Genomic DNA, 23,777 nt, shown 5'->3' with positions numbered 1-23,777 from the left:
TGATGGTGCATTCTTGTCGCACGATTCGAAGGATGCGCTATGGGACAAGTTTTACACGGCTGCGCCACCACGACGGAGGCAGTCCGTAGAGCAATACAAAATAGTCAAGAGAGCCTGAGAGCACTCGCCAAGCGCTACGGGATCAACCAGAAGACTGTCGCGAAGTGGAAGCAGCGCGAGACCGTCGCCGATCGTTCGACAGGCCCCAAGGAAGCCAAGTCGACCATCCTTTCCATCGAGGAGGAGGCGATTATCGTCGCTTTCCGGCGACATACGCTGCTGCCACTCGACGATTGCCTCTATGCGCTGCAGCCAACCATCCCGCATCTGACGCGGTCATCCCTGCATCGGTGCCTCCAGCGCCACGGTATCAGCCGATTGCCGGAGGTCGAGGGTGGCAAGCCCTCGAAGAAGAAGTTCAAGGCCTATCCGATCGGCTATTTCCACATCGACATCGCCGAGCTCCAGACCGCTGAAGGCAAGCTCTACCTCTACGTCGCAATCGATCGCACCAGCAAGTTCGCATTCGTGCAACTGGTCAGGAAGACGGGAAGGAGCTCAGCCTCGGCCTTTCTCGAAGCTCTGATCGCGGCCGTCCCCTACAAGATCCACACGGTGCTCACCGACAATGGGATCCAGTTTACCTTCCCGCCGCGCTATGCGGACGGCGCGACGGCAAGATACGTGACGCATATGTTCGATATGCGATGCCAGGAGAACGGGATCGAACATCGGCTGACCAAGATCAAGCATCCCTGGACCAATGGCCAGGTCGAGCGCATGAATCGCACGATCAAGGAAGCGACCGTCCAGCGCTACCATTACGATCGACACGATCAGCTCGAGGCTCACCTTGCCGACTTCATCACTGCCTACAACTACGCTCGGCGGCTGAAGACCCTGAAGGGCCTCACACCCTATGAGTACATCTGCAAATGCTGGACTTCCCAGCCGGAACGATTCAAACTCAACCCGCTCCAGCAAATGCCGGGACTAAACAATTAGGCCGTGTGGACAGTTGCCTTAGCCAGAGCGGAGCGGTAGCGATCGTTAAGATGGCGAAGTAATTTCGGGCGGTTTTTCGTAGCGCGTTGCGACGCGCCTGAACCGCTGCAGTTTTGAGAAGCAGCGTTCGATCACGTGACGCTCGGCATGGAGAGGCTTGTTGAACGGATGTTTGATTGCCCATGAGGGGGCGCGATGGCTTGTGTGCCTTTTGCGCCGATGGCGGATCGCAACGCATCCGAATCGTAGGTCGCATCGCCGTCAGCACATTGGCTGAGAGCCCCTCGATGAGCGGTTGGGCTTGAGGCGCTTCGCCAGCTTGACCTGCCGTTAGGCCGATGGCCGTTCTGCTGCGCGCGCTCGCGTCAGCGCGCGGCTACGACAATTGGCGTACAGGCGCGTCCTGGGATGCGACCGGGCTCGAACCCGGTCACTTCTCGTTCTATCTCTGCATCATCCGGCAGCCTCTACGGCCTCACGGCGGTCCTTGCGCGGCGGCCGAGAGACCTTCGTCACGCGCGCAGGCCCGCCGCGTGATGACGGTGCTCGAGCTGGCGCACGCAGTGAGCCGTAACCGGCATGAGGGCCTCACCTCGCAGTGACGAAGCTTGTCTGCGATACAGGCTGGCAAGAGCTGATCGGTGGAGGTGGCGCGATGGCAAATGCCATGCTTGATGCCAGGCAGGAAGGTGACTCTTATCGCCGCGTTGAGGTGATCACTGGGGAGCGCCGGCGGCGACGGTGGACGAGCGAGGAGAAGGCCCGGATCGCGGCAGAGAGCTTTGAGGAGGGGGCGAACATCTCCGAGGTGGCGCGGCGCAATGGCGTTTCTCGCGGACTGCTCACGGTGTGGCGACGCCAGGTAGCGGCGGCGCTGGCCGGCAAAGCCCAGAACTTCGTGCCTATCCAAATTGGCGCCGAGAGCGATGGCGGGAGGGTTGGCAAGTCCGAGTGTATTTCGCCGGTACAGACGAAGCCCGTGGAGATTGCCACGCCGCCGGCCAAGGTCTGTGGAGTGGTCGAGATCGAGGTGAACGGGGCGCGCATCCGGGTCGAGCCGGGGGTGGAACTGGCGACGCTTTCGGTGGTGCTATCGGCGCTTCGAGGGATCCGGTGATTGCTCTACTGTCAGACCTCAAGGTGGTGCTGGCGGCCCAGCCGGTCGACTTTCGTAAGTCGGTGCATACGCTGTCGGCGCTGGTGAGCGAAGCACTGCGCGCGAACCCATATTGCGGCGACGTCTTCGTGTTCCGCAGCAAGCGCATGGACAGAGTGAAGCTTCTGGCGTGGGACGGCAGCGGCATGGTGTTGGTAACGAAGTGGTTGCACCAGGGGCGTTTCACCTGGCCGCCGATCCGCGACGGCGTTGTGCATCTCAGTGCGACGCAGCTTGCGATGCTACTCGACGGGCTCGAGTGGACGCGTGTGTCGCCCAAGCCTGTGAAGCAGCCGGCCATTGTCGGCTGAGAAGTGAGGATTTCACTGGAGCATGGGTCGCACGGATGTATCGTCTGGTCATGGCGATTCGCCCCGACACTCTCCCGACCGATCCGGCAGCTCTGACCGAGATGGTGCTCGCGCTTGACGCTGAGAACGAGACGCTGCGCGTAGCAATGCAAACGTTCAAGGACATGATCTTCGGGAAGCGCTCGGAGCGGCTTGCCGCGCTCGTGGCCGAGCAGCTCGCGCTTGAGCTTGGCGATCTTGAGACCGACGTCACGCCGCCTGCAGCTGCCAACGACGATGCAGCTGCGGCAAAGCCGCCCGGCAAGCCACTGCGGAAGAAGGCGCGCCGCAACATCGGCGCGCTTCCAAAGCACCTGCCGCGCTGCGAGCATGTGCTGGAGCCGGAGGCGACCGCATGCCCGTGTTGCCAGGGCCAGCTTCACAAGATCGGCGAGGACGTCAGCGAGGTGCTGGACATCATCCCGGCGATCCTGCGGGTGCTGCGGACGGTCCGTCCCAAGTACGGCTGCCGCCGCTGCACCGATGGTGTGATCCAGGCGAAGGTGCTGCCGCGCCTGATCGAGAGCGGCATGGCTTCGACCGCACTCGTGAGCCACGTGGTAGTCTCGAAGTTCGCCTGGTATCTGCCGCTGTACCGACAGGTGCAAATTCTGGCCGGCCAGGGTGTCCATCTCGACCGGGCGACGCTTGCCGGCTGGGTGAAGCGTGCGGCCTGGTGGCTCAGGAGCCTCTATGCGCTTCAGCTGCGCACGATCCAGACCGCGCCGCGCCTGTTCTGCGACGAGACGCCGATGCCGGTGCTCGATCCCGGACGACATCGCCCGCGCATCTGCCAGTTCTGGGCGCATGCCATGGATGACCGGCCATGGGGCGGTCCCTCGCCGCCGGCGGTGGCCTACGTGTTCGCCGACGGCCGCGGCACGGCGGAGATCGCCAGACAGTTGATGGGCTTTTCCGGCATTCTGCAGGTCGACGGTTATGCCGCCTACAAAGCGCTCGCCCGCGATCATGGCGGCGCGATCCAACTCGCCTTTTGTCTCGCCCACGCCCGCCGCAAATTCGTCGAGGTGTATAAGACGACCCAGTCGCCGTTCGCGCGCGAAGTGATCGAGCGCCTGCAGGCGATCTATGCCATCGAAGCAGAGATCCGTGGCAGCAGTGCCGAGCAGCGGCTGGCCACCCGCGGCACCAGGTCCGCTCCATTGATGGAGGCGCTCAGGACGCGCCTGACCGCAATGGTCGGCCAGCTCTTCTCCCAATCGAAGCTGGCGGAGGCCATCAACTACGCACTCAATCACTGGGACGGGTTGACGCTGTTTCTCCGCGACGGCCGTGTCGAAGTTGACAGCAACACAGTCGAGCGTTCCATGCGCCCGATTGCGATGGGAAGACGCAACTCATTGTTCAGCGGCAGCGAAGGCGGCGCCGAGAGCTGGGCGATCCTGGCGCCGCTCGTGAACACGGCAAAACTCCATGAGCTCGACCCGCAGGCCTACCTGACCGATGTGCTGGAGCGCATCGTGTCCGGGCGAACCAAGAGCCATCAGCTGCACGAGCTGCTCGCCTGGAACTGGAAGGCGGCGCGCCGGCACACACCGCAGGCAGCGGCATGAGCCCACGTCGCCATAAGGCAGCATCGTCGATGGCGTCAGCCGCGATGTCGCTTGCGGAGCTCGAGCGATGGCTCCAGGATCGCGTCGATCGCCATCCTGCCGCCACCAGCATTCCCATGCTCGACGGCTATACCGCCGCGATCGTGGCCGGACCGGTGTCAATGAGCCCGCTCGATTGGATCTGCCCGCTGCTCGCGATCGATGCCGACGCTTTCAACCATGGCGGCACGCCGGAGTTCGCCGCGATCTCCGCCGTCGCGCTGCGCCACAACGACATCAGCAACACCCTCTCGACTGCCCCCGATCGGTTCGAGCCGATGCACCGGCGCGACCCCAGCGGCAACATCGATGCGCATCCCTGGTGCCAGGGTTTCTATGCCGCGATGCGGCTCAGACTGTCGGCGTGGGCGCCGTTGCTCGACGTCAACAACGTCAATCACGGCCTGCTGCTGCCCATCCTGCTGCATTGTCGCGACGATCAGGCCCGTCCGCTGCTCGGACCGCCACGAAACGGTCGCAAAACCGAGGATTTCCTCCGTAACGCCTACCTCGATATCCCAACCGTCGTCGAGGCGCTGCGCCAGCACTGGATGCCCATCCGCTACGCACGCGACCGCTAATCATCGCGGACGTGGGAGCTCATACCGGTTACAGTGAGCCCGGAACGTGCCTGGGTCAGATCGAGCATGCCGAAGCCCGACAGGGCTCGGGATGTGGCGGAAAGGGCATTTAGATACCTCTTGTTTGAACGGGCGGCTTTGGGTCTGTGCTTATCTGCTTTAGAATTTAGACAGGCCTTTCCAATTGTTGCTTGAACGACAAGCCAGGCCGCAAGCAACCAGCCATGGTTCCGTGGAGATCGGCTCGTGCCTTTGCTGCGGCCCTGGCCTGGTCCCACGCTCCCCGCCGTCTGCCAACCCTCGACAATCACCGCGCCGGCTGCTAGCCCGTCGTCATGCCGAATGGGTTTTGCCCTTACGGAAGAGGCACTTGAGGCGTATCGGAGCGATGGACCGAAAGCGGGCATGGCGGTGAAAAAGGGTCCATCCCATCTGCTCGGTAACTCGGCATGGAACGCGACCGCCTTCGCGGTTGCGGTGCTGCTGAACCTCGCGATCCTGCCGTTCGTGATTTTCCAGCTCGGTCTCGCCGCGTTCGGCGTTGCGGGTCTGGTGACGGCCTGTGTCGCGCCGGCGCTGATGTTCAGCAATGCGCTCGGCCTTTCGACGGCGCGGGAACTCGCGCAAAGGCTGGAACCGTCCGACCACGACCAGGCGCGGCGATTTTTCGCGACCGCTCTCGCGCTTGCCATCGTCCTTGGCGGCCTGATCGCGGCGTTGCTTGCCTTTGCCGGCGCGCCGCTCGCACGGCTGGGATTCCACCTCGGCGGCCCGGCCGCCGACGACCTCGGGCTCGCCTTCGCATTGGCGGGCGCCGGTTGGCTGTTCCAGTGCCTGTTCGCCGTCTTCCTCTCGCTGTTCACGGCGCGTCAGGACTATCGGCGGATCGCGTCGATCAGCATCACGGGCACGGTGGTGACGACGATGTCGATGCTGCTGCTGATCCCGCACGCACCGCGCGCCTCGACCTTCATCGGCTGTCAGGCCTTGGGCTTCGCAACCAATCTCCTGATGGTCGTCGCCTGGTCGCGACGCGCAATCAGTGACTGGCTGGCACGGCCGGCGCTCGATCGCGGCGCGTTGCGTGCACTGGTGAAGCTTGGCGGCTGGCAGGTCGCGGCGCAAAGCGGCGCGCTGTTCGCAGGCCAGGCGGACCGTTATCTGCTCGGCGCGCTGCTGCAACCGCAATTCGTCGGCTTCTACAGCGTCGCGCAGCGGCTGGAGGAGGCTGTCTATATCGGTGTGCTGAAGATCGGCGAGATCTTGTTCCCGTTCTTCAGCACCCTGCAGAGAGAGGATGACGATCGCAAGGTCGACCTCCTGCTTCGCTCGTCCTGGATTCTCAATGTGCTTGCCGCGAGCGCGCTGGGTGGCCTGATCCCGGTCGCAGGCGCATTGCTGCATCGATGGACCGGCGCCGAGGTCGCCGCCGAGGCCCAGCTGGTGCTGGTGGTGCTTGCGATCAGCGGAATATTGGGGTCCAGCGCCAATGTGTTTGCGTTCTATCTGCTGTCGCAGGGGCGCTCCAGTTCCAACGCGCTGATCTCGCTCGTCACGGGCATCTTCACGCTGGCGACCAGCGCCATTGCGCTGCCGTATTTCGGCTGGCAGGCGGCCGGCTGGAGTTCCTGTGTCGGGATGGTTGCGCAGATGGTGATCACGGTGCTGCTGTTGCGGCGTACCTTCAGGCTTTCGGGGATGTGGTCACGGATGCTGCATTTCGTCCTGATCCCGCTCGGGACGGGGATCGCCGTTGCGCTGGCGCTGCGCTCGCAGCTCAGCCATGTGTCATTCGACCAGGCGCCGTCATGGTGGTATGTGGTGTCGCTGTACGGTATGTCGGCGGCGGCGATCTTTGTTGCCGCCGTTGCCGTGTCGCAACTGGGTCCCTACCGCGCCGTCTGCTGGCGCGATCTCCACGTCATCATCACTCGCTTCTTGCCCTTCAAGGCCGTCTAGACATGTGCGGTATCGCAGGCATCGTCAATCTGCGCGGCGCTCCCGTGGAGCCGGCTGACATCTCGCGGCTCACCAATTTGATCGCGCATCGCGGTCCGTTCGGCGAGGGCACCTGGTTCAATGCCAAGCGAAACGTCGCCTTCGGCCATCGCCGGCTCGCCATCATCGATCCAGGCGAGGGTGGCTATCAGCCGATGGCATCAGGCGACGGCCGCCATGTGATCGTCTACAATGGCGAGATCTACAACTTCCTCGAATTGCGCCGCGAACTCGAGGCGAAGGGCGCAGCCTTTCGCAGCCAGTCCGATACCGAAGTGATCCTCGCCGCCTGGCAGGCGTGGGGCGAGGACATGCTGCTGCGCTTCAACGGCATGTGGGCGCTGGCGATCTACGACACGGCCACGGATGATTTGTTCCTGGCGCGCGATCGCTTCGGCATCAAGCCGATGCTGTATGCGTTTTCATCCGAGCGGTTCGTGTTCGCGTCCGAGCAGCGCGCGCTGGCGCGGAGTGGGCTGGTTGAGACGTCGCTCGATGTCGACGTGGCGCGGCGGCTGTTGCTTGACCCGTTCGGGATCGAAGGCAGCGAGCGGACGCTGTTCGCGCAACTGCGCCGCCTGCAGGGCGGCCACTGCATGTGGTTGCGCCAGGGGCGTGTGCAGGTGCGCCGCTGGTGGCGAACCGTGGACCATCTGTCGGCAATCCCGGACACCGAGACCGCGCGCGTCGAGCGCTTTCGCGACCTGTTTCAGGATTCCGTCGCGCTGCGGATGCGCAGCGACGTTCCGATCGGGACCTGCCTGTCCGGCGGCTTCGATTCGTCCGCGGTGATCTGCGCCATGGCGACCCATGAGAAAGCCGGCATGGGGCCGCGTGACTCGACCGCCTGGCGGCACGCCTTTGTCGCGACCTTTCCCGGCGCCAGCAATGACGAGCGGCCGATGGCGGAGGAAGCGGCCGCGTGGGCCGAGGTGGCACCGAGCTTCCTCGAGATCGGGCGCTCCGACGCGCTCACCGACCTTGACCGCATCCTCGACGACAATGACGACGTCTATATCGGACTGCCGAGCGCGCCGTGGTTGATCTATCGCGAACTCCGGCGCCAGAACGTCACCGTGTCACTCGACGGCCACGGCGCGGACGAATTGATGGGCGCCTACCTGCAGGAGGGACAGTCGGCCGCATTCCGGATCCGGAACGCAGCAGCCGCGCTCACCTCACGATCGCAGCTGGCGCAACGCGGCATCGACTTCCTGCGCGCGCAGATGATCAGGCGCGAGGGGCACTACTTCCTGCGCGGAGGCGCTACGGCCGCGCCCGCGCCGCTGCCGCTGGTCGCCGAGGATGACGAATTGCCTGATACATGGGGTGCGTTGAACCGGCGCCTCTACCGCATGTTCCATTCGACCACGCTGCCCACCATCCTGCGCAATTTCGACCGGCTCTCGATGGCGCACGGGATCGAGGTCCGCATGCCGTTCATGGACTGGCGGCTGGTCACCTACACGATGGCGCTGCCGGAAACGAGCAAGTCGGCAGACGGCCTGACCAAGGTGGTGGCGCGGCAGGCGATGGCGAACCTGATGCCCGAAAGCATCCGCACCGCGCGCCGCAAGGTAGGCTTCAACTCGCCGATGCCGGAATGGCTGAACGGGCCATTGGCGGGCTGGACAGCAGAGCTGCTCGAGCGGAATGTTCCGGCATTTGCCGAGTTCGTCGACGAAACGCCCCTTCGAAAGGCGGTCGGCCGCTTGACGGCGTCGCAGAGCTGGGATTGGAAGAGTGTCGGCCGGATCTGGCCTTATCTGAACATGAAATGGATGTTGGCAAGGTCCGCGTAACCAATGCGTCTGTTCCAGAATAGCGGTCTCTATCCGTCCTATTTGCCGAGGCTGAACCAGCTCGCGGCAAAGGCGTCAAGTTTCGACGCGCGCCGCGACGTGTTTCTGCACGATCGGTTTGGCGCCGCGCATTTTCTCAAGCCCGTGCTCGACGGCGCAGCTGAAGCCTTCTTCACGAATGGCGACGATGAAGTGCTGCAGCGCCAGTGGGCGCGTGAGCAGGGCATGAAGGAATCGCCGACGCTCGAGGCCATTCTGCTCGCGCAAATCGAGCATCATAGAACCGAGGTGTTCTACAATCTCGATCCGGTGCGCCATCCGAGTGCGTTTGTCGCCAAGCTTCCCGGCTGCGTGAAGAAGACGCTGTGCTGGCGCGCCGCGCCTTCCGGAAATGCTGATCTCACCGCCTATGGCGCGGTGCTTGGAAACTTCCCCTCGATCCTCGAGGCGTGGCGCAGCAAGGGGTGCCGGGCGGAGCTCTTCTTTCCCGCGATCGACCCCGTCATGGAGCAGTACGGCCACGGCGAACGGCCGATCGACGTGGCGTTTGTCGGTGGATATTCGCGGCATCATAGCGCGCGGGGCAGAACCCTCGAACAGGTTGCGGCCCTCGCTGGTGACCGCAACGTCGTGTTCTGCCTCGATGCGTCGCGGCTGACGCGGCTTGCCGAAAGCGCGGTCGGCCGCTTGCTGCCGTTGCACAAGCACCGGCGGCCCGACGCCATCGCGCGCATCGCAAGGCTGCCGCTGTTCGGCCGGGACCTCTACGAGCTGTTCGGATCAGCGAAGATCGTGCTCAACGGCGCAATCGACATGGCCGGCAAGGATCGCGGCAATATGCGCTGCTTCGAGGCGATGGGGTGCGGGGCGCTGCTCGTGTCGGATGCGGGCAACTATCCGGAGGGAATGGATCCAGGGCAGACGATTGTGACCTACGAGGCGGGCAATGACTGCCTCGCCCAGATCGAGAATAGCCTGCGGAACTGGGATGACATGAAGGCCAAAGCCGAGCGGGGGCGGCGAGCGGTGGGAGATTTGTATAGCAAAGAGCGCCAGTGGGTTCTATTTGAAAACCTCTTGGAGCGCATCTAGGAGCAGGCATGCACGTTGACGGTCTCGTTTTCAAAATCAAGGAGATGGCTGACGCGCTTGCATTGCCTGTCTACTTTGCGAGAGGCGGTCGGCCCTGGTCGGTCGGCTATTTTACGCGCAAGAAGAACGCCATTCAGACTGCAATCGACACGGCCGCCGTCCGATCGGGTCGCCCGCTGCCCGAGACATTTGGCATCGGCATCGATGAACGAGTCGTCGAATATCCATGGCTGTTCGACCGGTTGCGCCGCGATGGTGTCCCACTGGGACGAATGCTTGATGCGGGATCGACGCTGAATCACGAATACATTCTCGGCCGCGATCCGTTGCGCAAGGCGGATCTCACGATCATGACGCTGGCACCGGAGAAGCGGTGCTACTGGTATCAGGGCTACTCCTACGTCTTCGGAGATTTTCGCAAGACGAGGTTCGAGGATAGTGCCTTCGACACCATTATCAGCATATCCACGCTGGAGCATGTCGGGCTGGACAACACCATGCTCTACACTGATGATCCGGCCAAATCCGAAACCAACAAGCATGGCTTTGCCGATGCGATGCGTGAGTTTCGACGGATCATGGCTCCCGGCGGACGCTGCCTGATCACGGTGCCATACGGGCGATATGAGAATTTCGAGTGGTTTCAGGTCTTCGACCGGGCGATGATCCAGGCCTTGATCGACGCCTTTGCGCCTTCGTCCCACGAGCTCGAATTCTTCGGCTATGACAAGAGGGGCTGGCGTCGGGCAACGGAGGCCGATGTTGCGAATGCGACTGCATTTGACCCGCATAGCGGACGCGGTCGGCTCGACGACAGGGCGGGCTGTGCGCGTGCTATTGCCTGCATCGAGTTGATCAGATGAATCTCGATTACTGGCTGCAGCGGATACTGGGGCGCGCGACCTGTCGCCTTGGGTCGCATGCCAGGCTGATGCCGACTGCACGCATCCGCAATATTCGCGGTGACAGCGACTGCATCGTCATCGGTTCGAACAGCATTATCCGGGGCGAGCTCTTGACGTTCGCCCATGGCGGGCTGATTGAAATCGGATCATGGTGCTATGTCGGGGAGAATTCGCGGATATGGTCCGCTGGATCGATCCGTATTGGAGACCGGGTGCTGATCGCGCACGACGTCAACGTCTTCGACAATCTGACCCATCCCGTGGACCATGTGGCGCGGCACCGGCAGATTCAGGAGATGTTTACTAGGGGCCATCCGCGTCAACTGGATCTCGATGAGCGCCCTGTCGTGATCGACGACGATGCCTGGATCGGGGCAGGCGTATTCCTGATGCGGGGTGTTCGGATCGGTGCCCGCGCGATTGTGGCGGCCGGTTCGGTCGTCACCGCAGACGTTGCCGAGGACACGGTCGTCGCCGGCAACCCGGCGCGTGTTGTAAGATCAGTCCTTGAAACTTAGTTTGGCTGGGTCAAACGCATGATCGTCTGGATTACGGGCGCAAACGGGTTCATCGGCCGCCATCTCGTGCACGAGTTGGCGGGGACGGGCCGTGCGGTGCATGGCGTCGGACACGGGGCGCTTGACGCAGCGGAAGCCCGGCGGCTTGGCTTGGCGAGCTGGACCAATGGTGAAATCGACGCGGCCAATCTTAACGCGCTTGCGGCTGCGCACGGGCTGCCGACGCACGTCTTTCATCTGGCCGGCGCATCGTCCGTCGGCGTCTCGATCGAACGCCCATTCGAGGATTTCTCGCGGACTGTCGTGAGCACGGCGCGGCTGCTCGAATGGCTACGCGGATCCGCGCCGAACTGCCCAGTGATCGCGGCGTCGAGTGCGGCCGTTTATGGCGCCGACCATTTTGGCCCAATCCCCGAAAGTGCCATCCCGACTCCGATGTCGCCCTATGGGCAGCACAAGTTCATGATGGAGCACTTGTGCCGGAGCTACGCGCAGTCATTCGGTATCCGCTGCACGATCGTGCGGCTGTTCTCTGTCTATGGACCCAATTTGCGTAAACAGCTGCTCTGGGACATCTGCTCGCGGCTGCAGGCCAAGGAGCAGACGCTCACGCTTGGCGGGACCGGCAACGAGATTCGTGATTGGACCGACGTTCGCGATGTCGCGAGGTTGCTTGTCGGTGTGGCGGAACCGCCGCCGCAGGAGACCTTCCGGGTCATCAATGGCGGTTCGGGCCGCGGGACAAGCGTTGCCGACATCGCAGCCGGCCTCGTCCGCCAGTGGGGCAGCAGCGCCGTCGTGCGACACTCCGGCGTAAGCCGGCCCGGTGATCCCGTCAGCCTGCTGGCCGACGATGCAATGCTGCGCCAGATCGGGTTCGATTGGTGCATTCCGCTCGATCAGGGCCTTGCCGATTACGTGGCCTGGTTCAAGGGGCAGGCTTCGTGACGCCCCGCCCGTTGCGGTTCGCGTTCAGTCACATTTCGCGACGGCTATGGGCCGGCGGCTACAATTATCAGCGCAATCTGTTTGCGGCGCTTGCCAGGTTTCTGCCCGGCGAATTTGTTCCGATCGTCTTTGCCGGGAACAGGGCCGAGGAGAATGAGCTCGCGGAGCTTGCCGCAATACCGGGTGTCGAGGTCGTTCGATCGGAAGCATTCGATGGACAGCCAGGGTTGGCCGCGGCACTCGGGATCGGTCTGGATCGGGGAGCCGCGGCGGCGTTTCGAGGCGCCGGGATTGATGTCGTCGTCGAATCGGCACGTTTCTTTGGTTGGCGGCTCGCGCATCCGGCAGTGGCGTGGATTCCGGATCTGCAGCACCGCTCGCTGCCGCAACTGTTTCCAACGACGGCACGCTGGCGCCGCGAGCTTGGCTTTCGCATGCAAATCGCCTCGGGCCGAACCATCATGCTGAGCAGCGAGAGCGCGCTGCGTGATTTCAAGGCCTACTATCCAGGCGCAAGAAACAAGGTCTGCGTCGTTCGCTTCGCGACCCAGCCACCGGCCGCGTTCCTGAACACCGACCCGTCGGACGTAATCGCGGAATATAATCTGCCGGCGAACTATTTCTACCTGCCCAATCAGTTCTATCGCCACAAGAACCACCAGCTCGTCGTCGACGCCTTGACGATCCTGAAGGGGCGGGCGATCGACGTGGTGATCTGTGCATCCGGCAGCAAGGAAGACCGGCGCGAGCCGGGCTACTATGATCTGGTAAACTCCGAGATCCAAAAGCGCGGCCTTGAAGCGCAGTTTCGCCACCTTGGCGTTATCCCGCTGCCGCATGTCTACGCGCTGCTGCGCGCTTCAACCGCACTGATCAACCCATCGCGCTTCGAGGGCTGGAGCACGACCGTCGAGGAGGCGAAGTCGTTTGGCGTTCCAGTGATCCTGTCGGATATCGACGTGCACCGCGAGCAGACCTCAGGTGCCGCCCGCTATTTCGGCGTCGATGACCCGGTCTCGCTGGCGGATCATCTGATGCAGATTTCGGAGATGAATAGCCCTCCGACGGTACGAAACATTGTCCCGCATCAGGACGACAATGTCCGTGCGTTCGCGCGAAGCTTTTCGGACGCTATCCGGCAAACCGCCGTGAGTTGAAGGCCAGCCCCCTGGGGGCGGCAAGACGTGACCCCACGCTACCTCATAAGCGACCACCATGATCGCCGAGCCGGCCATCGACGCTGCTAAGCTTCGCAATTCAGGAAGATAGCTTGCCCTTCATCGATTGATATTTGAATTGCGCTCGGCAGCAATCCTTGCTGCCTGCTAGCCCTCCACGATTTTCCAGGCGCGCCGGCAGAGTCACCAAGCGCTCCGTCACCTGGTTAGCCAATGTGGTTCTTGGGTTTCAGATTGCACCAGTGTTTCTGTAGGTTTCTGGCGGGCCAAATCTGCACGCTGAATAGCTCAATTGAGCTATTCACGCTCTCACCGTTTGAAAATAATGTGTTCAAGCACAAGAAGCGTCTTGCGTCTCATGCGGGTGCAGTACGGAGCTTAAGAGCGCCCTCAACAAAGAGCGTCGCCGCCGATGAACTGGCTGAGGACCCTGCCGAGGCTCAGAAGGCCGACCCTGCTGCGGACCGTCGTCGCAATCTTGCTGGTGGCCGTCTCTGCTTCGCAGCTTCTGCCTAGGCAATCGCGAGGCAGGCAAGTTGGTGTACCCGGATACGACTATGTGAGCGGGCGCACACTTAGCGGGATTCCGGACGCCGAACTCATCCGACGTCCTTCTGAGACCGACGATGTCGCCTACGCGAACCGGATCGCGCTCGCGGTGCACTACACCAGCTACAACTGCGAACCGGGCGACTTCTCGTTGACACCGATTGAGCGTGTTCTTTCTGCAGCTCTTGCTCAGTTAGCACTAATCGACGCGAGCCTAATTTGGAGCGAGGGCCTTCTTCAGAAACGTACGCTGATATGCGGCTTCTGTGGCCAGCGCGCAGTGATCACTTCCGAGATTCTTCGCAAAAATGGAATTCAAGCGTGGGCGTTCGATGTCGGTGGCCGTGTGCTCGTAAAGTTTGCTGCCGGTGGGCACGACTACCTGGTTGATCCAGACTATGGGATTTCGGCTTACAGGTACGACGTGCGGCGCGGCGTCTTGCGAGCGGAGATAGCCGCGAAGTACACAAAAGCAGGTTGGGCGAAACGCCAACGAGATCTACCGCTACGTATCGAGTCGATCCGACAATGAGGACTATTTGAATCCCGAGTACGTTTTGCACATTGAGAACATGCAGGACGTCGTTTTCCACTATCCCAATGCAATCGCAATAGGATTGATCTTGCTGGCTCCGTGCGCTGCTTTTGGTGTCCGGTCAAAGATCGCTCGATCCGCTTCTTGGTCACCTCGTGTTCTGACCGCTCGTGAATATCTGCTTCCAGATGCAAAACGCGCAAGCTGGAGGGGCGAGAGGTTCAGTGATCGAACCTCGATGGGAATAGCCGGCTCAACAAACTTGGACGATGAGGAATTCGGAGCGAAACGAAGGGGTCCTTCGCGTCTGGATCAATGACTCGGTAGGCTCGCCCGTTTGTATTCGGGTCGCTGTTGTCGCTCGTCGAGAAAATCAAGGACGACTGCCAATGAGAGTATCGTCCGTTTCCTTTCTCGGCGATATCGACGTGCGTCGTATGAGCTGGTCCGAGAGCGTGACGGTCTTCTGTCACTTCAAGCCGAGACCGACTGGGTGCCTCATTGCTGTCCGAGACGGCGCCTGGGATAAGTGTCAGATATTGCCAAGCGTTGCCGCCAAAATGTTTGAATGGCGGGCGGATGAGGCCCGGGTCCGGCTCACGCCAAGGCGGAAGCGTATCGAGGTAGAGCCCGAGCGGAATGTATAAGATCGCTCCAAAAATGGTCGCGAGAACGAGCCTCCGCTGAAATCGCTTCGACATGTCGTGTCCAGTTTGCAGATCAGGATGCGGCGTAGATCAGGGCAAAATGCAGTGTTGGCTCGCACCAAATGCGATCGCTAACCAACATCGACCGCTTGATGGTCATGCGAGGTGCTCTTCAAGCTTCCTCTCGACGGCGACAGACCCACTCTGCGATGCAAAGACTGAGCGCGGCGTCAGATACCATAGCAGAAAAAGTACGGCGGCGCCGTGAGAGAGGAGGGTTGTCGTGAATGGCACGTTCAAGAGGATCTGAGGAAGGATCGCACCAGATACAAGGACGAAGCGAGGAGGAAGGCCCGAGGAAAATCGATTGACGAGAGCGACTACAAGTCCGCATGCCAAAACCGGGATCGGCGCCAGGAGAACGCCGACCGAAGCGATCCCTTCGGTCGCGAAAAGGGAGGCATTGAAATTACCGAGCCGGTAGGCCTGCTGCATCACTTCTCCCAACTGAACCGGATAGGGACAAGAGACGAGGGTTTTGACAAATGTAATCTGGCAGAAGGATGTGAGAGGGTGGTTGAAGAAGAAGTCGTTGTAGATATCCATCGCATTTGAAGGCGTAGCAATCATTCGAAGATTGACGATATCGAGATAGCGCGTGTCGCTGATGCCGAGGATGGCGTACAAGACGACGCCGATAATCAGCGGTACGAATAGCGAGAGCACAACTGCAATTCGGCAATCGAGCAGGCGCGTCAGTACAGCCATGGCCAGAAGCCACATTGGTGTGAAGAACGCGATCTTGTTGAGCGTGATTGGGTAGACAAGCAGCAATAGGACAAGCGTCAGTCCAGCTCGCCAGTAATTCCGCCGCTCCACAAAGCAAGCAAAGGTGAAGGGCAACAGGGCGTTCGAAACGACGCCAATGCAGTAGACGAGCGGGGAGGGCATGTTGATCTTGTCGCGGAAGTCGTACATCTGCCCGAGCGAGACCATTTTGAAGCTATAGCTTGCGGCTATCAGGATCGTGGCCACGCCGACTGCCAAGATAATTGTCAATGCGCGGTAGAAGGTTGTTTCGCTAATCGTGAACACTCGTCGGATCGGAGATGTCACGAGGAGTGATGGCGCCATGAATGCTATCATGGACGCGACGGCAGAGGCTCCGCTGAGCCAGTGATTGTACTCGAAGCGGGAGAAACAATTTAGCCAGAGGTATCCAAGGATCATGGTGTAAAAATAAAAGCTGAGAAAATAACCAAAGCTGAATGGAACGAGGACGAAAAGGTAGGAGAGAGCAGCAAACGCGGCGATCGTTGCGATCGCCCCGTTGAGCAGTTCGGCATCATAAAAAATATGGAAGTTGCCGTAGCTGCGGCTGAGATAGCCGAGCGAGATGCAGCAGGCGACGATATGGAAGCTGATCAATACGCCCAAGCTCACGCGCGTTGAAATCTTGCCCGCTACCGCGATCTCGTTCGTATTCATGCTGCCAGTCCCGTTGCAGGTCATACGCGGCCGGTGAGTGTGGCTGGCGGCCTGCGAATTCGAAGATTCGAGAACTTAACCTGCTTGGTGCCAAGAGTAAGCCTCTGTTATCTCAGCGAAGCAACAATTGCCAACAATTGCCGTGATGACGTTCGTCATCTTTCGCGGATGCGGAGCCTTGCGAACATGGCGCAGCGTATCTTGAGTTCGGCCGGCGCCGCTGCGCGGCTGGGCCGGATCAACGAACCGCGCCGCAATTCCGCGGCGACGCCGTGCTTGCTTCGTTCGCTTGGGCTCTCCCGGTCATCACAGGTATGGCTGGTCCCGGGACCGAAGGTACCCAAGATTTCGAGTGAGCCGAGTTGCTTCCATGAGCGGAACTCTCTGGTCGTGCTTGACGATTGCGTTGTCCTGTAAACACCAGGAAGCAGGTTGACAAGTCGCCAATTTCGAACGAGCAGCAAAGCAATTCAGCCAGCCTCCGCTTGCGCGGGCGTTTCTGTGGGCGAGTCCCATGGAGGAGTTCATGAGATTTCCTTGGCAACTGCCGCATTCACAGGCCCGGCCGCCGGCGCAGGAGCCCGGAGAATAGTGGTGATATCAAGCACGGCACGACACGTTGGCCGCAGCCTGTGAGGGACATCGCTTTGACGCCGGCTGCGTCAGTTCGCTTGTTCAGTGGGCCGCGATCGGCGAGGTCGCGGTTATCGATCGGTTCGGGCGTTCGAAGCAGTCAGTGGTGTCTCATTGCGCGCCAATATGTCACCGTAGAGCTGAGTGATCGTGTAGCCGATAATCCTTGCAGAGAATCGCTCCGACACGCGTCGTCTCGCCGCAGCACCGAACCTCGCCCGCAACTCAGGCGCTTCAGCAAGCCGCAGAATTGCGCTTGCCAGGGCTATTGGGTCCTCGAGTGGTACCAAGAGGCCGGTTTGATCAGCAAGCACAATCTCGCGGCAGCCAGGCGTGTCCGTCGCAATCAGGGGCCTGCCGCAGGCGGCTGCTTCCATCAACGCTCCCGGAAGCCCTTCACGATACGAAGGCAATGCCGCGATGTGTGAAGCGCGCCACAGCGAGGCGATGTTGTCGATGTGCCCGAGCCACGTGATGCCCGGTCGTGCGATCCAGGCTTCGATCTCTTCGTGTGACACGGACGATGGATTCGCCGGGTCAGGATTTCCTGCGATGATAAGGTTGATATCGTGTCCTTGATCGCGCAGTAGACCGTGGGCGTGAACCAGAGTGCGGATGCCTTTGTCGACCAGCAGCCGCCCCGCGAATCCGATCGTGATCGGGCCTGCCGGCTCAGGTAGCGGCTGCAGTGATTCATCATCAACGCCAGATCCCGGAATCAACGTCATGCGGTCGGGCTTGGCACCGAGCGCCATTAGCGCCTCGCGGTCGTCGGGATTTTGCACGATTGTGTAGCTGCGATTTCGATTGAGCAGCCAAGGCAGCAGTCGGGTCAGGACGCGCTTCAGCAGACGTGACTGCGAACTCGATGACGTGAAGATATAGCCGAGCCCGGTGATCGCATTGACGACGGGGAATCTCCGGTCGAGCGCAGCCAGCGAACCAAAGACGCAGCATTGCACCCCGGAATGGTGCACGATGCTTGGCTTGATCGCGCGCTCCACCTCCCGGATAGCTTTCAGCGCCGCAGCAGCCGTGAGCATCGCCCGTTGACCACGTTGGAAGGGGATCTGGTGAAGTACAAAGTCCTCCGCCTTGATAGAGGCGGCGCCGCTGCTCACATTGGTCGCCACATGAACCTCAAGGCCGGCGTCACGCGCTGCCCGCGCCATTGGCAGGCGATTGAGCAAGAACGCCCAATCCTCGTTAGCGATGTAGAGGATGCGACCCTTCAGCTTGATTTCTAGGGGATTCATTGATCAGTCGAAGCAGGATTGTCGGAAGCCCGGATGTCATGGGTAATCGGGAGCATGAAAAATCTGTGTCGTCTCGAAGGGAGCAGCAGGACCGCAAGTAGGCCATCAGCATCGTCGCCAACGTCACGAAGGGCCGCAGTCATACCACGGGATGACGCACGTCCACCAGCAGTGCGGCGGCCTGCCGCATGGTTCGGGTGCGACATCATCAGATTTGGTGGGTACGAAGTTCGAGCGATGCGCTGCTTGTGCCGCCTGGGTCTATCACAGCGCCGGCTGCTGCTGCGCGGACGCTTCGACGCGGTTGCTCTTGATTTGCGCCAGCTCCAACCGCCCAGTACAGGCGCTTATCGGATGTGGTGACCGCTCATTCCGAGGCGTCGTTGTTCGTCGACATTGCGGTCAGCGCACTCTGGAATGTTATTCATCGAACGCAACTACTGGGGGCAGGGGTATGGTCAGTCCATTTGGCGGCGTTCGAACGCGGCCGGTGGCAGCGCCGAGCGAATACTATCGGTACGCCGTAGTGAGTGGGCGTTTGCATCCAGGCTAAGAAAAGGCGCCCGTCCGAACATGCCAATTTGCTGGCTCAATTAGCTAGCCATAAAATTCTACAATAAATTCAATGGATTGAATTGTTCACATCGTGAACGTTCGACTTGACGTTCACGGCATGAACGGACTATCTGTCGCCGGCGGAGGGGGAGTCTCAATGGACCACACGTTGCCGGATTCTAGCGGGGAGGATGAACGGATCGTCCTTAATTTGCTGAATTCCGTCGATGACGGCGCGCAATCGCAGCGCCGCATCGCGGAGGAGCTTGGTATCGCGCTTGGCCTCGTTAACGCCTACCTCAAGCGATGCATCAAGAAGGGCCTTGTCAAAGTCAGCCAGGCGCCGGCGCGTCGCTACGCCTATTACCTGACGCCAAAGGGCTTCGCTGAGAAATCGCGCCTGACCGTGGAATATCTGTCGTCCTCTTTCTCGTTTTTTCGTCAGGCCAAGGCCGATTGTGCGCAGGTCCTTCAATTGGCGAAGGCGCAGCATTTCCAGAATCTGGTGCTTTGTGGAAGGTCGGACTTGGCCGAGATTGCCATGCTGTCGGCTGTCGATTGCGGTGTCTCGATCGTCGCAATTGTTGATGAAAATGCAGGCGACACGCGTTTCGTCGGGGTCCAGGTCGTTGCTGGCTACGATCGTGTTGCCATTCCATTTGATGCTGTGATGATCACCGATGTAGCCAATCCCAGTCGGGCTTTCGATGAAGCGGTACGCCTCTACGGATCAGGCCGTGTACTGGCTCCAAGCTTGCTGGGCTTGAATCACCAGGAGCATCAGGATGCAGCGCAATGATTGCGTCAAATACAGGTTCCTTGCTGCTCTGCTTTTTTCAGTGATCTGAACAGTGTCTACGGCCAGGGGGAGAGGGGCGCAGTAATGTGCGGCATTGCGGGTTTCATGCGACTTCGGCCAGGCGGCCGCGGGCCTCTATCGCAGCGGGTCCTCGACGAAATGACCGATAGCCTCGCATATCGTGGGCCGGATTCGCGCGGCACTTGGCTCGACAGCGAACGAGGTGTGGGCTTCGGTCACCGACGTCTGGCGATCCGTGATTTGACCCCCACGGGCGCTCAACCGATGACGTCGGGATGTGGGCGGTTCGTCATTGTCTACAATGGCGAAGTTTACTCCCATAACGAGATTGCGGCCGATCTTGAGCGGACCAATCGTCGGCTCAAAGGTCACTCGGATACTGAAATTATCCTCGAGGCCTGCGCGGAATGGGGCATCGAAAACGTGGTGCCGCGCCTGATCGGCATGTTCGCCATCGCGCTCTATGACAAGCAGACTAGCGACCTGACTCTTGTGCGCGACCGCCTTGGAATCAAGCCGCTTTACTGGAGCGTAATTGACGGGGTGCTGACCTTCGGCTCGGAATTGAAAGCGCTGCGCGCTGTTCCGGGCTGGGCGCCAGCCCTGGATCGCAACGCGATGGCTTCGTTCATGCGCCACAACTATATCCCGGCGCCTTTTACGATCTATAAGGATACCTACAAGCTTGAACCGGGCACCATGCTCAAGACCAAGCTTGGCGGCGAAGTTTCGACTGAGTGTTTCTGGAATCTCAGAGGCCTCGTTGAGACGTCGGTAGGCGGCAAATCGAAAATCGACGAGGGCGAGGCGATCAATCGCCTTGATGCTCTGCTGTCCGATGCAGTGAGGCGCCGGCTGGTTGCCGACGTGCCGATTGGTTCGCTGTTGTCGGGAGGGATAGACTCTTCGCTCGTGACTGCGCTGATGGCAGAGACCGCAGATCGAAAGATCAATACATTCTCGATCGGTTTTGCGGAGAAGGGATTTGACGAGGCGCCCTTTGCGCGCGAGGTCGCGCGCCATCTCGGAACTGACCACACCGAATTGTATGCTGATGCCTCGCATGCCTTGGATATGGTTGAGCATCTCCCGCAATGGTACGACGAACCGTTCGCCGACTCCTCTCAACTGCCGACCGCCTTGGTGTGCGAGCTGACCCGTCAGCATGTTAAGGTCGTGCTTTCGGGAGATGGTGGCGATGAATTGTTCGCGGGCTACTCCCGCTATGCCTACGCGCTGGATATGCGAAAGGTCGCCAGCCCCGCCCCAGGGGCTTTGCGCAATGTGCTGGCTCGAGGTCTCCGTGCAGTTCCGAGGCGTGCCTTGGATCAGATCGGCGAGGTGCTGCCAGGCCGCTGGCGGATAAACGGTCTTGGTTCGAAGGTTGAACGGTACGCCCCGGCCATTCTCGAGGGTGATCCCGACACGCTCTATCGCGGGATGCTGAGCCATTGGCACACACCGAACGATCTGGTGATCGGAGCTTCCGAGACCAAGGGGGTGCTTTGGGATACGCATCTCCCGACCGGCGTTCCGAATTTTCTCGACCGGATGATGCTTATCGACACTCTCACCTATCTGCCTGACGACATTCTGACGAAGGTCGATCGCTCCAGCATGATCGTCGGCCTCGAAGCGCGGGTTCCGCTACTGGATCACCGGGTCGTGGAATTCTCCTGGACCCTTCCAAGGCATATGAAGTATCGCGATGGCGTTGCCAAATGGGCGTTGCGCGAGGTGCTCTATCGCCGTGTCCCGCGTGCACTGCTTGACCGTCCAAAGATGGGATTTGGCGTGCCGCTGGCGGAGTGGCTGAGGGGACCGCTGAGGGACTGGGCGGAAGAATTGTTGGCTGAGAAAAGATTGAAGGACCAGGAATTGTTCACTCCCGCACCGATCCGAGAGCGATGGCAAGCGCATCTGGCTGGCGCGAACTGGGCCTATCCGCTGTGGAATGTCTTGATGGCGCAAGCGTGGCTGTCGGCTAATCCGGAGGTCTCGCTGTGATCGCGGCGCAGTCACTTCTTGGCTCGGTGTACGGACACCGCGAGCTCGTTGCTGAGCTCGTGAAGCGAGAGTTGCGTGATCGTCACACCGGACAGCTGCTGGGCGCGCTGTGGGCTTATGGCCATCCGCTGCTGCTCATGCTGATGTACTCGCTCCTGTTCGCCTACGTATTCCCGACCCGCGTCGGTAGCAGCGGCGGGCATCCCGATTTTGCCGTCAATGTCTTGATCGGAATAGTCTCGTGGCTGGCGTTTCAGGATTTGCTGGCGCGCTCCACCACGATATTGACCGCTCATGCAAGCCTCGTGAAGCAGATCATTTTTCCGGTCGTGGTATTGCCGATCAAGACTGCGATCGCTTCGGCGCTTCCATACTCAATCGCGCTTCTGTTCACGATCGGCTACGCTGCGGTCAGCGGAACCCTGACCTTCATGGTTCTGACCGTCCCGTTCCTGATTGCGATCCAACTCATTGCGATGACCGGCGTTGCTCTCATGCTATCGGCCCTCGGCATCTTCTTTCGCGATTTGCGCGACATCGTGACGATCTTCTGTGCGGTCAACCTGTTCGCTCAGCCCATCTTGTTCAACCCGTATGTGACGCCGAGCTGGATGAATTGGGTTTTTCATTTCAATCCGTTCAGCTACCAGGTTTGGTGCTGGCAGGACGCGCTCTATTTCGGAGCCTTTCAACATCCGGCGGCTTGGATTGTTTTTCCCCTTGGGGCGGTCTCCTGCCTGGCAATCGGCTACGCGGTATTCTCTCGCCTGCAGCACGGCTTTGGTGACGCGCTATGACCGGATCTGAAATCGCCATCCGTGCGCGCGGGCTGCGAAAGGCGTACCGCGTCTATGAGCATGCAATCGATCCGCTGGTGGAAGTTATTCGCCGCGTTCCGCGCCACACCGAGCGCGTGGCCCTTCAGGCCGTCGATCTCGATCTCAAGCGTGGAGAGATCGTCGGAATTCTTGGGCGCAATGGGGCCGGAAAATCGACGCTGCTCAAGATCATCGCCGGAACACTCGAGCGCTCGTCGGGTGATTTGGACGTCAACGGCCGGATCACCGCCATCCTCGAACTGGGGACCGGCTTTCACCCGGACTACACCGGCCGAGAGAACATTTTCATGGGTGGGCTGTGCCTCGGCATGCCCAAGGCGGAAATCGAACGCAAGCTCGATTCGATCATCGAATTTAGCGAGTTGCGGGACGTGATCGACCAGCCATTCAAGACCTATTCGACCGGGATGCAGGCGCGTCTCACGTTCGCCACGGCGATCAGCGTCGAGCCTGATATCCTGATCGTTGACGAAGCTCTATCGGTTGGCGACGCGCGGTTTCAAATGAAGTGCTTCGGCTGGATCCAGCGGCTGAAGCAGAAGAACGCGACGATCTTGCTCGTGTCCCATGATACCAACACGATTACGACTTTCTGCGATCGCGCCCTGATTCTGGAAGGCGGACGAGTCTTCGCGGAAGGCGAGGCCGGGCCGATATCGGTGGTCTATCACAATCTGCTGTTTGGCAAATCGGAAGCGAGCACGGCGACCGCGGCCGAAGAGGCGTCGTCGCCGGGGCTGGAGAACGCGATCAGTCAAAGAACCGTCGAGAATGCCGACGATTCCGAGCTGCCGGCGGAGGAGATCGCGCCGAAGGTTCGATATGGATCGGGTGAGGGGCGTTTGCTCGATTGGGGGGTGTTCGATGAGCACGGACGGCGCGCAACGCTCCTTCAGAGTGGAAGTAACTATCGCTTTTCGATGCGGTTTCGGTGCGATGCGGACATTTCGGCACTGTCCTGTGGTTTTGCGATCAAGGACCGCAGGGGAACTGTCGTATGGGGGGCAACCAACCTGACCAGCCATGGCGTGGCGTGGCAAGCCCGTGCCGGTGATGTTCTGACGATAGCGTGCGATTGCACGATGTGGTTGGCGGCGGGCGACTTCTTTCTAACGCTCGGCGCCGCGCATCTCCACGATGGTGCAAAAATCGATTTCGTCGAGGATGCCATTCAATTCCGGGTTGTTGGCACAAAAGGGGCTTTCACGACAGCCTTGGTCAATCTGGAGAGTGAAATCGTGATCTCCTCTGAACAAGAGGATGTCGCCCGGGTAAGCGGAGCTGTCGGAGGATGTTGAAGCG

At 60.7% G+C, this 23,777-nt stretch carries 20 protein-coding genes and 1 pseudogene; 18 read left to right on the top strand and 3 right to left on the bottom strand.

The window, feature by feature from the left end; translation table 11 throughout:
* Window positions 1–39 precede the first annotated feature (39 nt).
* The 8 genes and pseudogenes from ACVIHF_RS22030 to asnB (ACVIHF_RS21995) all read left to right on the top strand — a co-directional run bounded on the left by ACVIHF_RS22030 (window position 40) and on the right by asnB (ACVIHF_RS21995) (window position 8,505).
* Window positions 40–1,005: an IS481 family transposase gene (locus tag ACVIHF_RS22030; RefSeq protein WP_456792519.1), complete on the top strand. Its 966-nt coding sequence runs from the start codon at window positions 40–42 to the stop codon at window positions 1,003–1,005.
* A gap of 377 nt (window positions 1,006–1,382) precedes the next feature.
* Window positions 1,383–1,463, top strand: a pseudogene (locus tag ACVIHF_RS22025) (tripartite tricarboxylate transporter TctB family protein); the annotation flags it as partial.
* A 197-nt stretch (window positions 1,464–1,660) separates the two neighbouring features.
* Window positions 1,661–2,122 (top strand): IS66-like element accessory protein TnpA, encoded by a 462-nt coding sequence (tnpA, locus tag ACVIHF_RS22020; RefSeq protein WP_141343522.1) that lies wholly within the window; start codon window positions 1,661–1,663, stop codon window positions 2,120–2,122.
* The gene (tnpB, locus tag ACVIHF_RS22015) at window positions 2,119–2,472 is read left to right on the top strand and encodes an IS66 family insertion sequence element accessory protein TnpB (RefSeq protein WP_456792517.1); all 354 of its coding nucleotides are present in this window, start codon (window positions 2,119–2,121) and stop codon (window positions 2,470–2,472) included. The genes tnpA and tnpB overlap by 4 nt, the downstream gene beginning before the upstream one ends.
* A 50-nt stretch (window positions 2,473–2,522) precedes the next feature.
* Window positions 2,523–4,085, top strand: a complete 1,563-nt coding sequence (gene tnpC / locus ACVIHF_RS22010) for an IS66 family transposase (RefSeq protein WP_456792516.1) — start codon at window positions 2,523–2,525, stop codon at window positions 4,083–4,085.
* On the top strand, window positions 4,082–4,705 hold the full coding sequence (locus ACVIHF_RS22005; protein ID WP_456792515.1) for a UPF0149 family protein: 624 nt from the start codon (window positions 4,082–4,084) through the stop codon (window positions 4,703–4,705). The genes tnpC and ACVIHF_RS22005 overlap by 4 nt, the downstream gene beginning before the upstream one ends.
* A 405-nt stretch (window positions 4,706–5,110) precedes the next feature.
* Window positions 5,111–6,664: a lipopolysaccharide biosynthesis protein gene (locus ACVIHF_RS22000; RefSeq protein WP_456792514.1), complete on the top strand. Its 1,554-nt coding sequence runs from the start codon at window positions 5,111–5,113 to the stop codon at window positions 6,662–6,664.
* A gap of 2 nt (window positions 6,665–6,666) precedes the next feature.
* The gene (asnB, locus tag ACVIHF_RS21995; protein ID WP_456792513.1) at window positions 6,667–8,505 is read left to right on the top strand and encodes an asparagine synthase (glutamine-hydrolyzing); all 1,839 of its coding nucleotides are present in this window, start codon (window positions 6,667–6,669) and stop codon (window positions 8,503–8,505) included.
* A gap of 75 nt (window positions 8,506–8,580) precedes the next feature.
* Here the strand turns inward: asnB (ACVIHF_RS21995) and ACVIHF_RS21990 are convergent, their stop codons facing one another.
* Window positions 8,581–8,823, bottom strand: coding sequence for a hypothetical protein (locus tag ACVIHF_RS21990; RefSeq protein WP_225647038.1), 243 nt, complete (start codon window positions 8,821–8,823; stop codon window positions 8,581–8,583).
* Between the two features lie 33 nt (window positions 8,824–8,856).
* Between ACVIHF_RS21990 and ACVIHF_RS21985 the strand changes: the two genes are divergently transcribed.
* From ACVIHF_RS21985 to ACVIHF_RS21960, 6 genes are all read left to right on the top strand, one after another.
* Window positions 8,857–9,597: a glycosyltransferase family protein gene (locus ACVIHF_RS21985; protein WP_225647039.1), complete on the top strand. Its 741-nt coding sequence runs from the start codon at window positions 8,857–8,859 to the stop codon at window positions 9,595–9,597.
* An 8-nt stretch (window positions 9,598–9,605) separates the two neighbouring features.
* Window positions 9,606–10,460 (top strand): methyltransferase domain-containing protein, encoded by an 855-nt coding sequence (locus tag ACVIHF_RS21980; RefSeq protein ID WP_229158715.1) that lies wholly within the window; start codon window positions 9,606–9,608, stop codon window positions 10,458–10,460.
* Window positions 10,457–11,020: an acyltransferase gene (locus ACVIHF_RS21975; protein ID WP_016847963.1), complete on the top strand. Its 564-nt coding sequence runs from the start codon at window positions 10,457–10,459 to the stop codon at window positions 11,018–11,020. The genes ACVIHF_RS21980 and ACVIHF_RS21975 overlap by 4 nt, the downstream gene beginning before the upstream one ends.
* A gap of 18 nt (window positions 11,021–11,038) precedes the next feature.
* A complete protein-coding gene (locus ACVIHF_RS21970; protein ID WP_456792511.1) occupies window positions 11,039–11,968 on the top strand; it encodes an NAD-dependent epimerase/dehydratase family protein in 930 nt (309 codons plus the stop codon).
* Complete coding sequence (locus tag ACVIHF_RS21965; RefSeq protein WP_456794109.1) at window positions 11,905–13,125, top strand: glycosyltransferase family 4 protein; 1,221 nt, start codon at window positions 11,905–11,907, stop codon at window positions 13,123–13,125. The genes ACVIHF_RS21970 and ACVIHF_RS21965 overlap by 64 nt, the downstream gene beginning before the upstream one ends.
* Window positions 13,126–13,705: 580 nt before the next feature.
* Window positions 13,706–14,227, top strand: coding sequence for a hypothetical protein (locus tag ACVIHF_RS21960; protein ID WP_456792510.1), 522 nt, complete (start codon window positions 13,706–13,708; stop codon window positions 14,225–14,227).
* A gap of 806 nt (window positions 14,228–15,033) precedes the next feature.
* On the opposite strand, the gene ACVIHF_RS21955 is transcribed toward ACVIHF_RS21960, so the two are convergent.
* Window positions 15,034–16,365 (bottom strand): hypothetical protein, encoded by a 1,332-nt coding sequence (locus ACVIHF_RS21955; protein WP_456792509.1) that lies wholly within the window; start codon window positions 16,363–16,365, stop codon window positions 15,034–15,036.
* Between the two features lie 704 nt (window positions 16,366–17,069).
* On the bottom strand, window positions 17,070–18,254 hold the full coding sequence (locus ACVIHF_RS21950; RefSeq protein WP_225644412.1) for a glycosyltransferase family 4 protein: 1,185 nt from the start codon (window positions 18,252–18,254) through the stop codon (window positions 17,070–17,072).
* Between the two features lie 712 nt (window positions 18,255–18,966).
* On the opposite strand from ACVIHF_RS21950, the gene ACVIHF_RS21945 reads away from it, so the two are divergent.
* From ACVIHF_RS21945 to ACVIHF_RS21930, 4 genes are all read left to right on the top strand, one after another.
* Window positions 18,967–19,608: a winged helix-turn-helix transcriptional regulator gene (locus ACVIHF_RS21945; RefSeq protein ID WP_225644414.1), complete on the top strand. Its 642-nt coding sequence runs from the start codon at window positions 18,967–18,969 to the stop codon at window positions 19,606–19,608.
* Between the two features lie 84 nt (window positions 19,609–19,692).
* Window positions 19,693–21,636 carry an asparagine synthase (glutamine-hydrolyzing) gene (gene asnB / locus ACVIHF_RS21940; protein ID WP_456792506.1) on the top strand — a complete coding sequence of 648 codons (1,944 nt, stop codon included), beginning with the start codon at window positions 19,693–19,695 and terminating at the stop codon, window positions 21,634–21,636.
* Window positions 21,633–22,433 carry an ABC transporter permease gene (locus tag ACVIHF_RS21935; RefSeq protein ID WP_028338356.1) on the top strand — a complete coding sequence of 267 codons (801 nt, stop codon included), beginning with the start codon at window positions 21,633–21,635 and terminating at the stop codon, window positions 22,431–22,433. Before asnB (ACVIHF_RS21940) ends, ACVIHF_RS21935 begins: the two co-directional genes overlap by 4 nt.
* Window positions 22,430–23,773 (top strand): ABC transporter ATP-binding protein, encoded by a 1,344-nt coding sequence (locus ACVIHF_RS21930; RefSeq protein WP_016847973.1) that lies wholly within the window; start codon window positions 22,430–22,432, stop codon window positions 23,771–23,773. Before ACVIHF_RS21935 ends, ACVIHF_RS21930 begins: the two co-directional genes overlap by 4 nt.
* Window positions 23,774–23,777 lie beyond the last annotated feature (4 nt).

It is taken from the genome of Bradyrhizobium sp. USDA 4506 (assembly GCF_054058795.1).
The sequence above is the reverse complement of the archived record's forward strand: the minus strand, read 5'-3'. Positions and strand labels throughout refer to the sequence as shown.

Bases quoted from the DNA above. Each gene is read 5' to 3' on its own strand.
- ACVIHF_RS21950 (WP_225644412.1), bottom strand. From the start codon at position 18,254: ATGAATCCCCTAGAAATCAAGCTGAAGGGTCGCATCCTCTACATCGCT.
- ACVIHF_RS21945 (WP_225644414.1), top strand. From the start codon at position 18,967: ATGGACCACACGTTGCCGGATTCTAGCGGGGAGGATGAACGGATCGTC.
- ACVIHF_RS21975 (WP_016847963.1), top strand. From the start codon at position 10,457: ATGAATCTCGATTACTGGCTGCAGCGGATACTGGGGCGCGCGACCTGT.
- ACVIHF_RS21970 (WP_456792511.1), top strand. From the start codon at position 11,039: ATGATCGTCTGGATTACGGGCGCAAACGGGTTCATCGGCCGCCATCTC.
- ACVIHF_RS21930 (WP_016847973.1), top strand. From the start codon at position 22,430: ATGACCGGATCTGAAATCGCCATCCGTGCGCGCGGGCTGCGAAAGGCG.
- ACVIHF_RS22030 (WP_456792519.1), top strand. From the start codon at position 40: ATGGGACAAGTTTTACACGGCTGCGCCACCACGACGGAGGCAGTCCGT.
- asnB (WP_456792506.1), top strand. From the start codon at position 19,693: ATGTGCGGCATTGCGGGTTTCATGCGACTTCGGCCAGGCGGCCGCGGG.
- asnB (WP_456792513.1), top strand. From the start codon at position 6,667: ATGTGCGGTATCGCAGGCATCGTCAATCTGCGCGGCGCTCCCGTGGAG.
- tnpA (WP_141343522.1), top strand. From the start codon at position 1,661: ATGGCAAATGCCATGCTTGATGCCAGGCAGGAAGGTGACTCTTATCGC.
- ACVIHF_RS21990 (WP_225647038.1), bottom strand. From the start codon at position 8,823: ATGGCGCACCGGATCGAGATTGTAGAACACCTCGGTTCTATGATGCTC.
- ACVIHF_RS21955 (WP_456792509.1), bottom strand. From the start codon at position 16,365: ATGAATACGAACGAGATCGCGGTAGCGGGCAAGATTTCAACGCGCGTG.
- ACVIHF_RS21980 (WP_229158715.1), top strand. From the start codon at position 9,606: ATGCACGTTGACGGTCTCGTTTTCAAAATCAAGGAGATGGCTGACGCG.
- ACVIHF_RS22000 (WP_456792514.1), top strand. From the start codon at position 5,111: ATGGCGGTGAAAAAGGGTCCATCCCATCTGCTCGGTAACTCGGCATGG.
- tnpC (WP_456792516.1), top strand. From the start codon at position 2,523: ATGGCGATTCGCCCCGACACTCTCCCGACCGATCCGGCAGCTCTGACC.
- ACVIHF_RS22005 (WP_456792515.1), top strand. From the start codon at position 4,082: ATGAGCCCACGTCGCCATAAGGCAGCATCGTCGATGGCGTCAGCCGCG.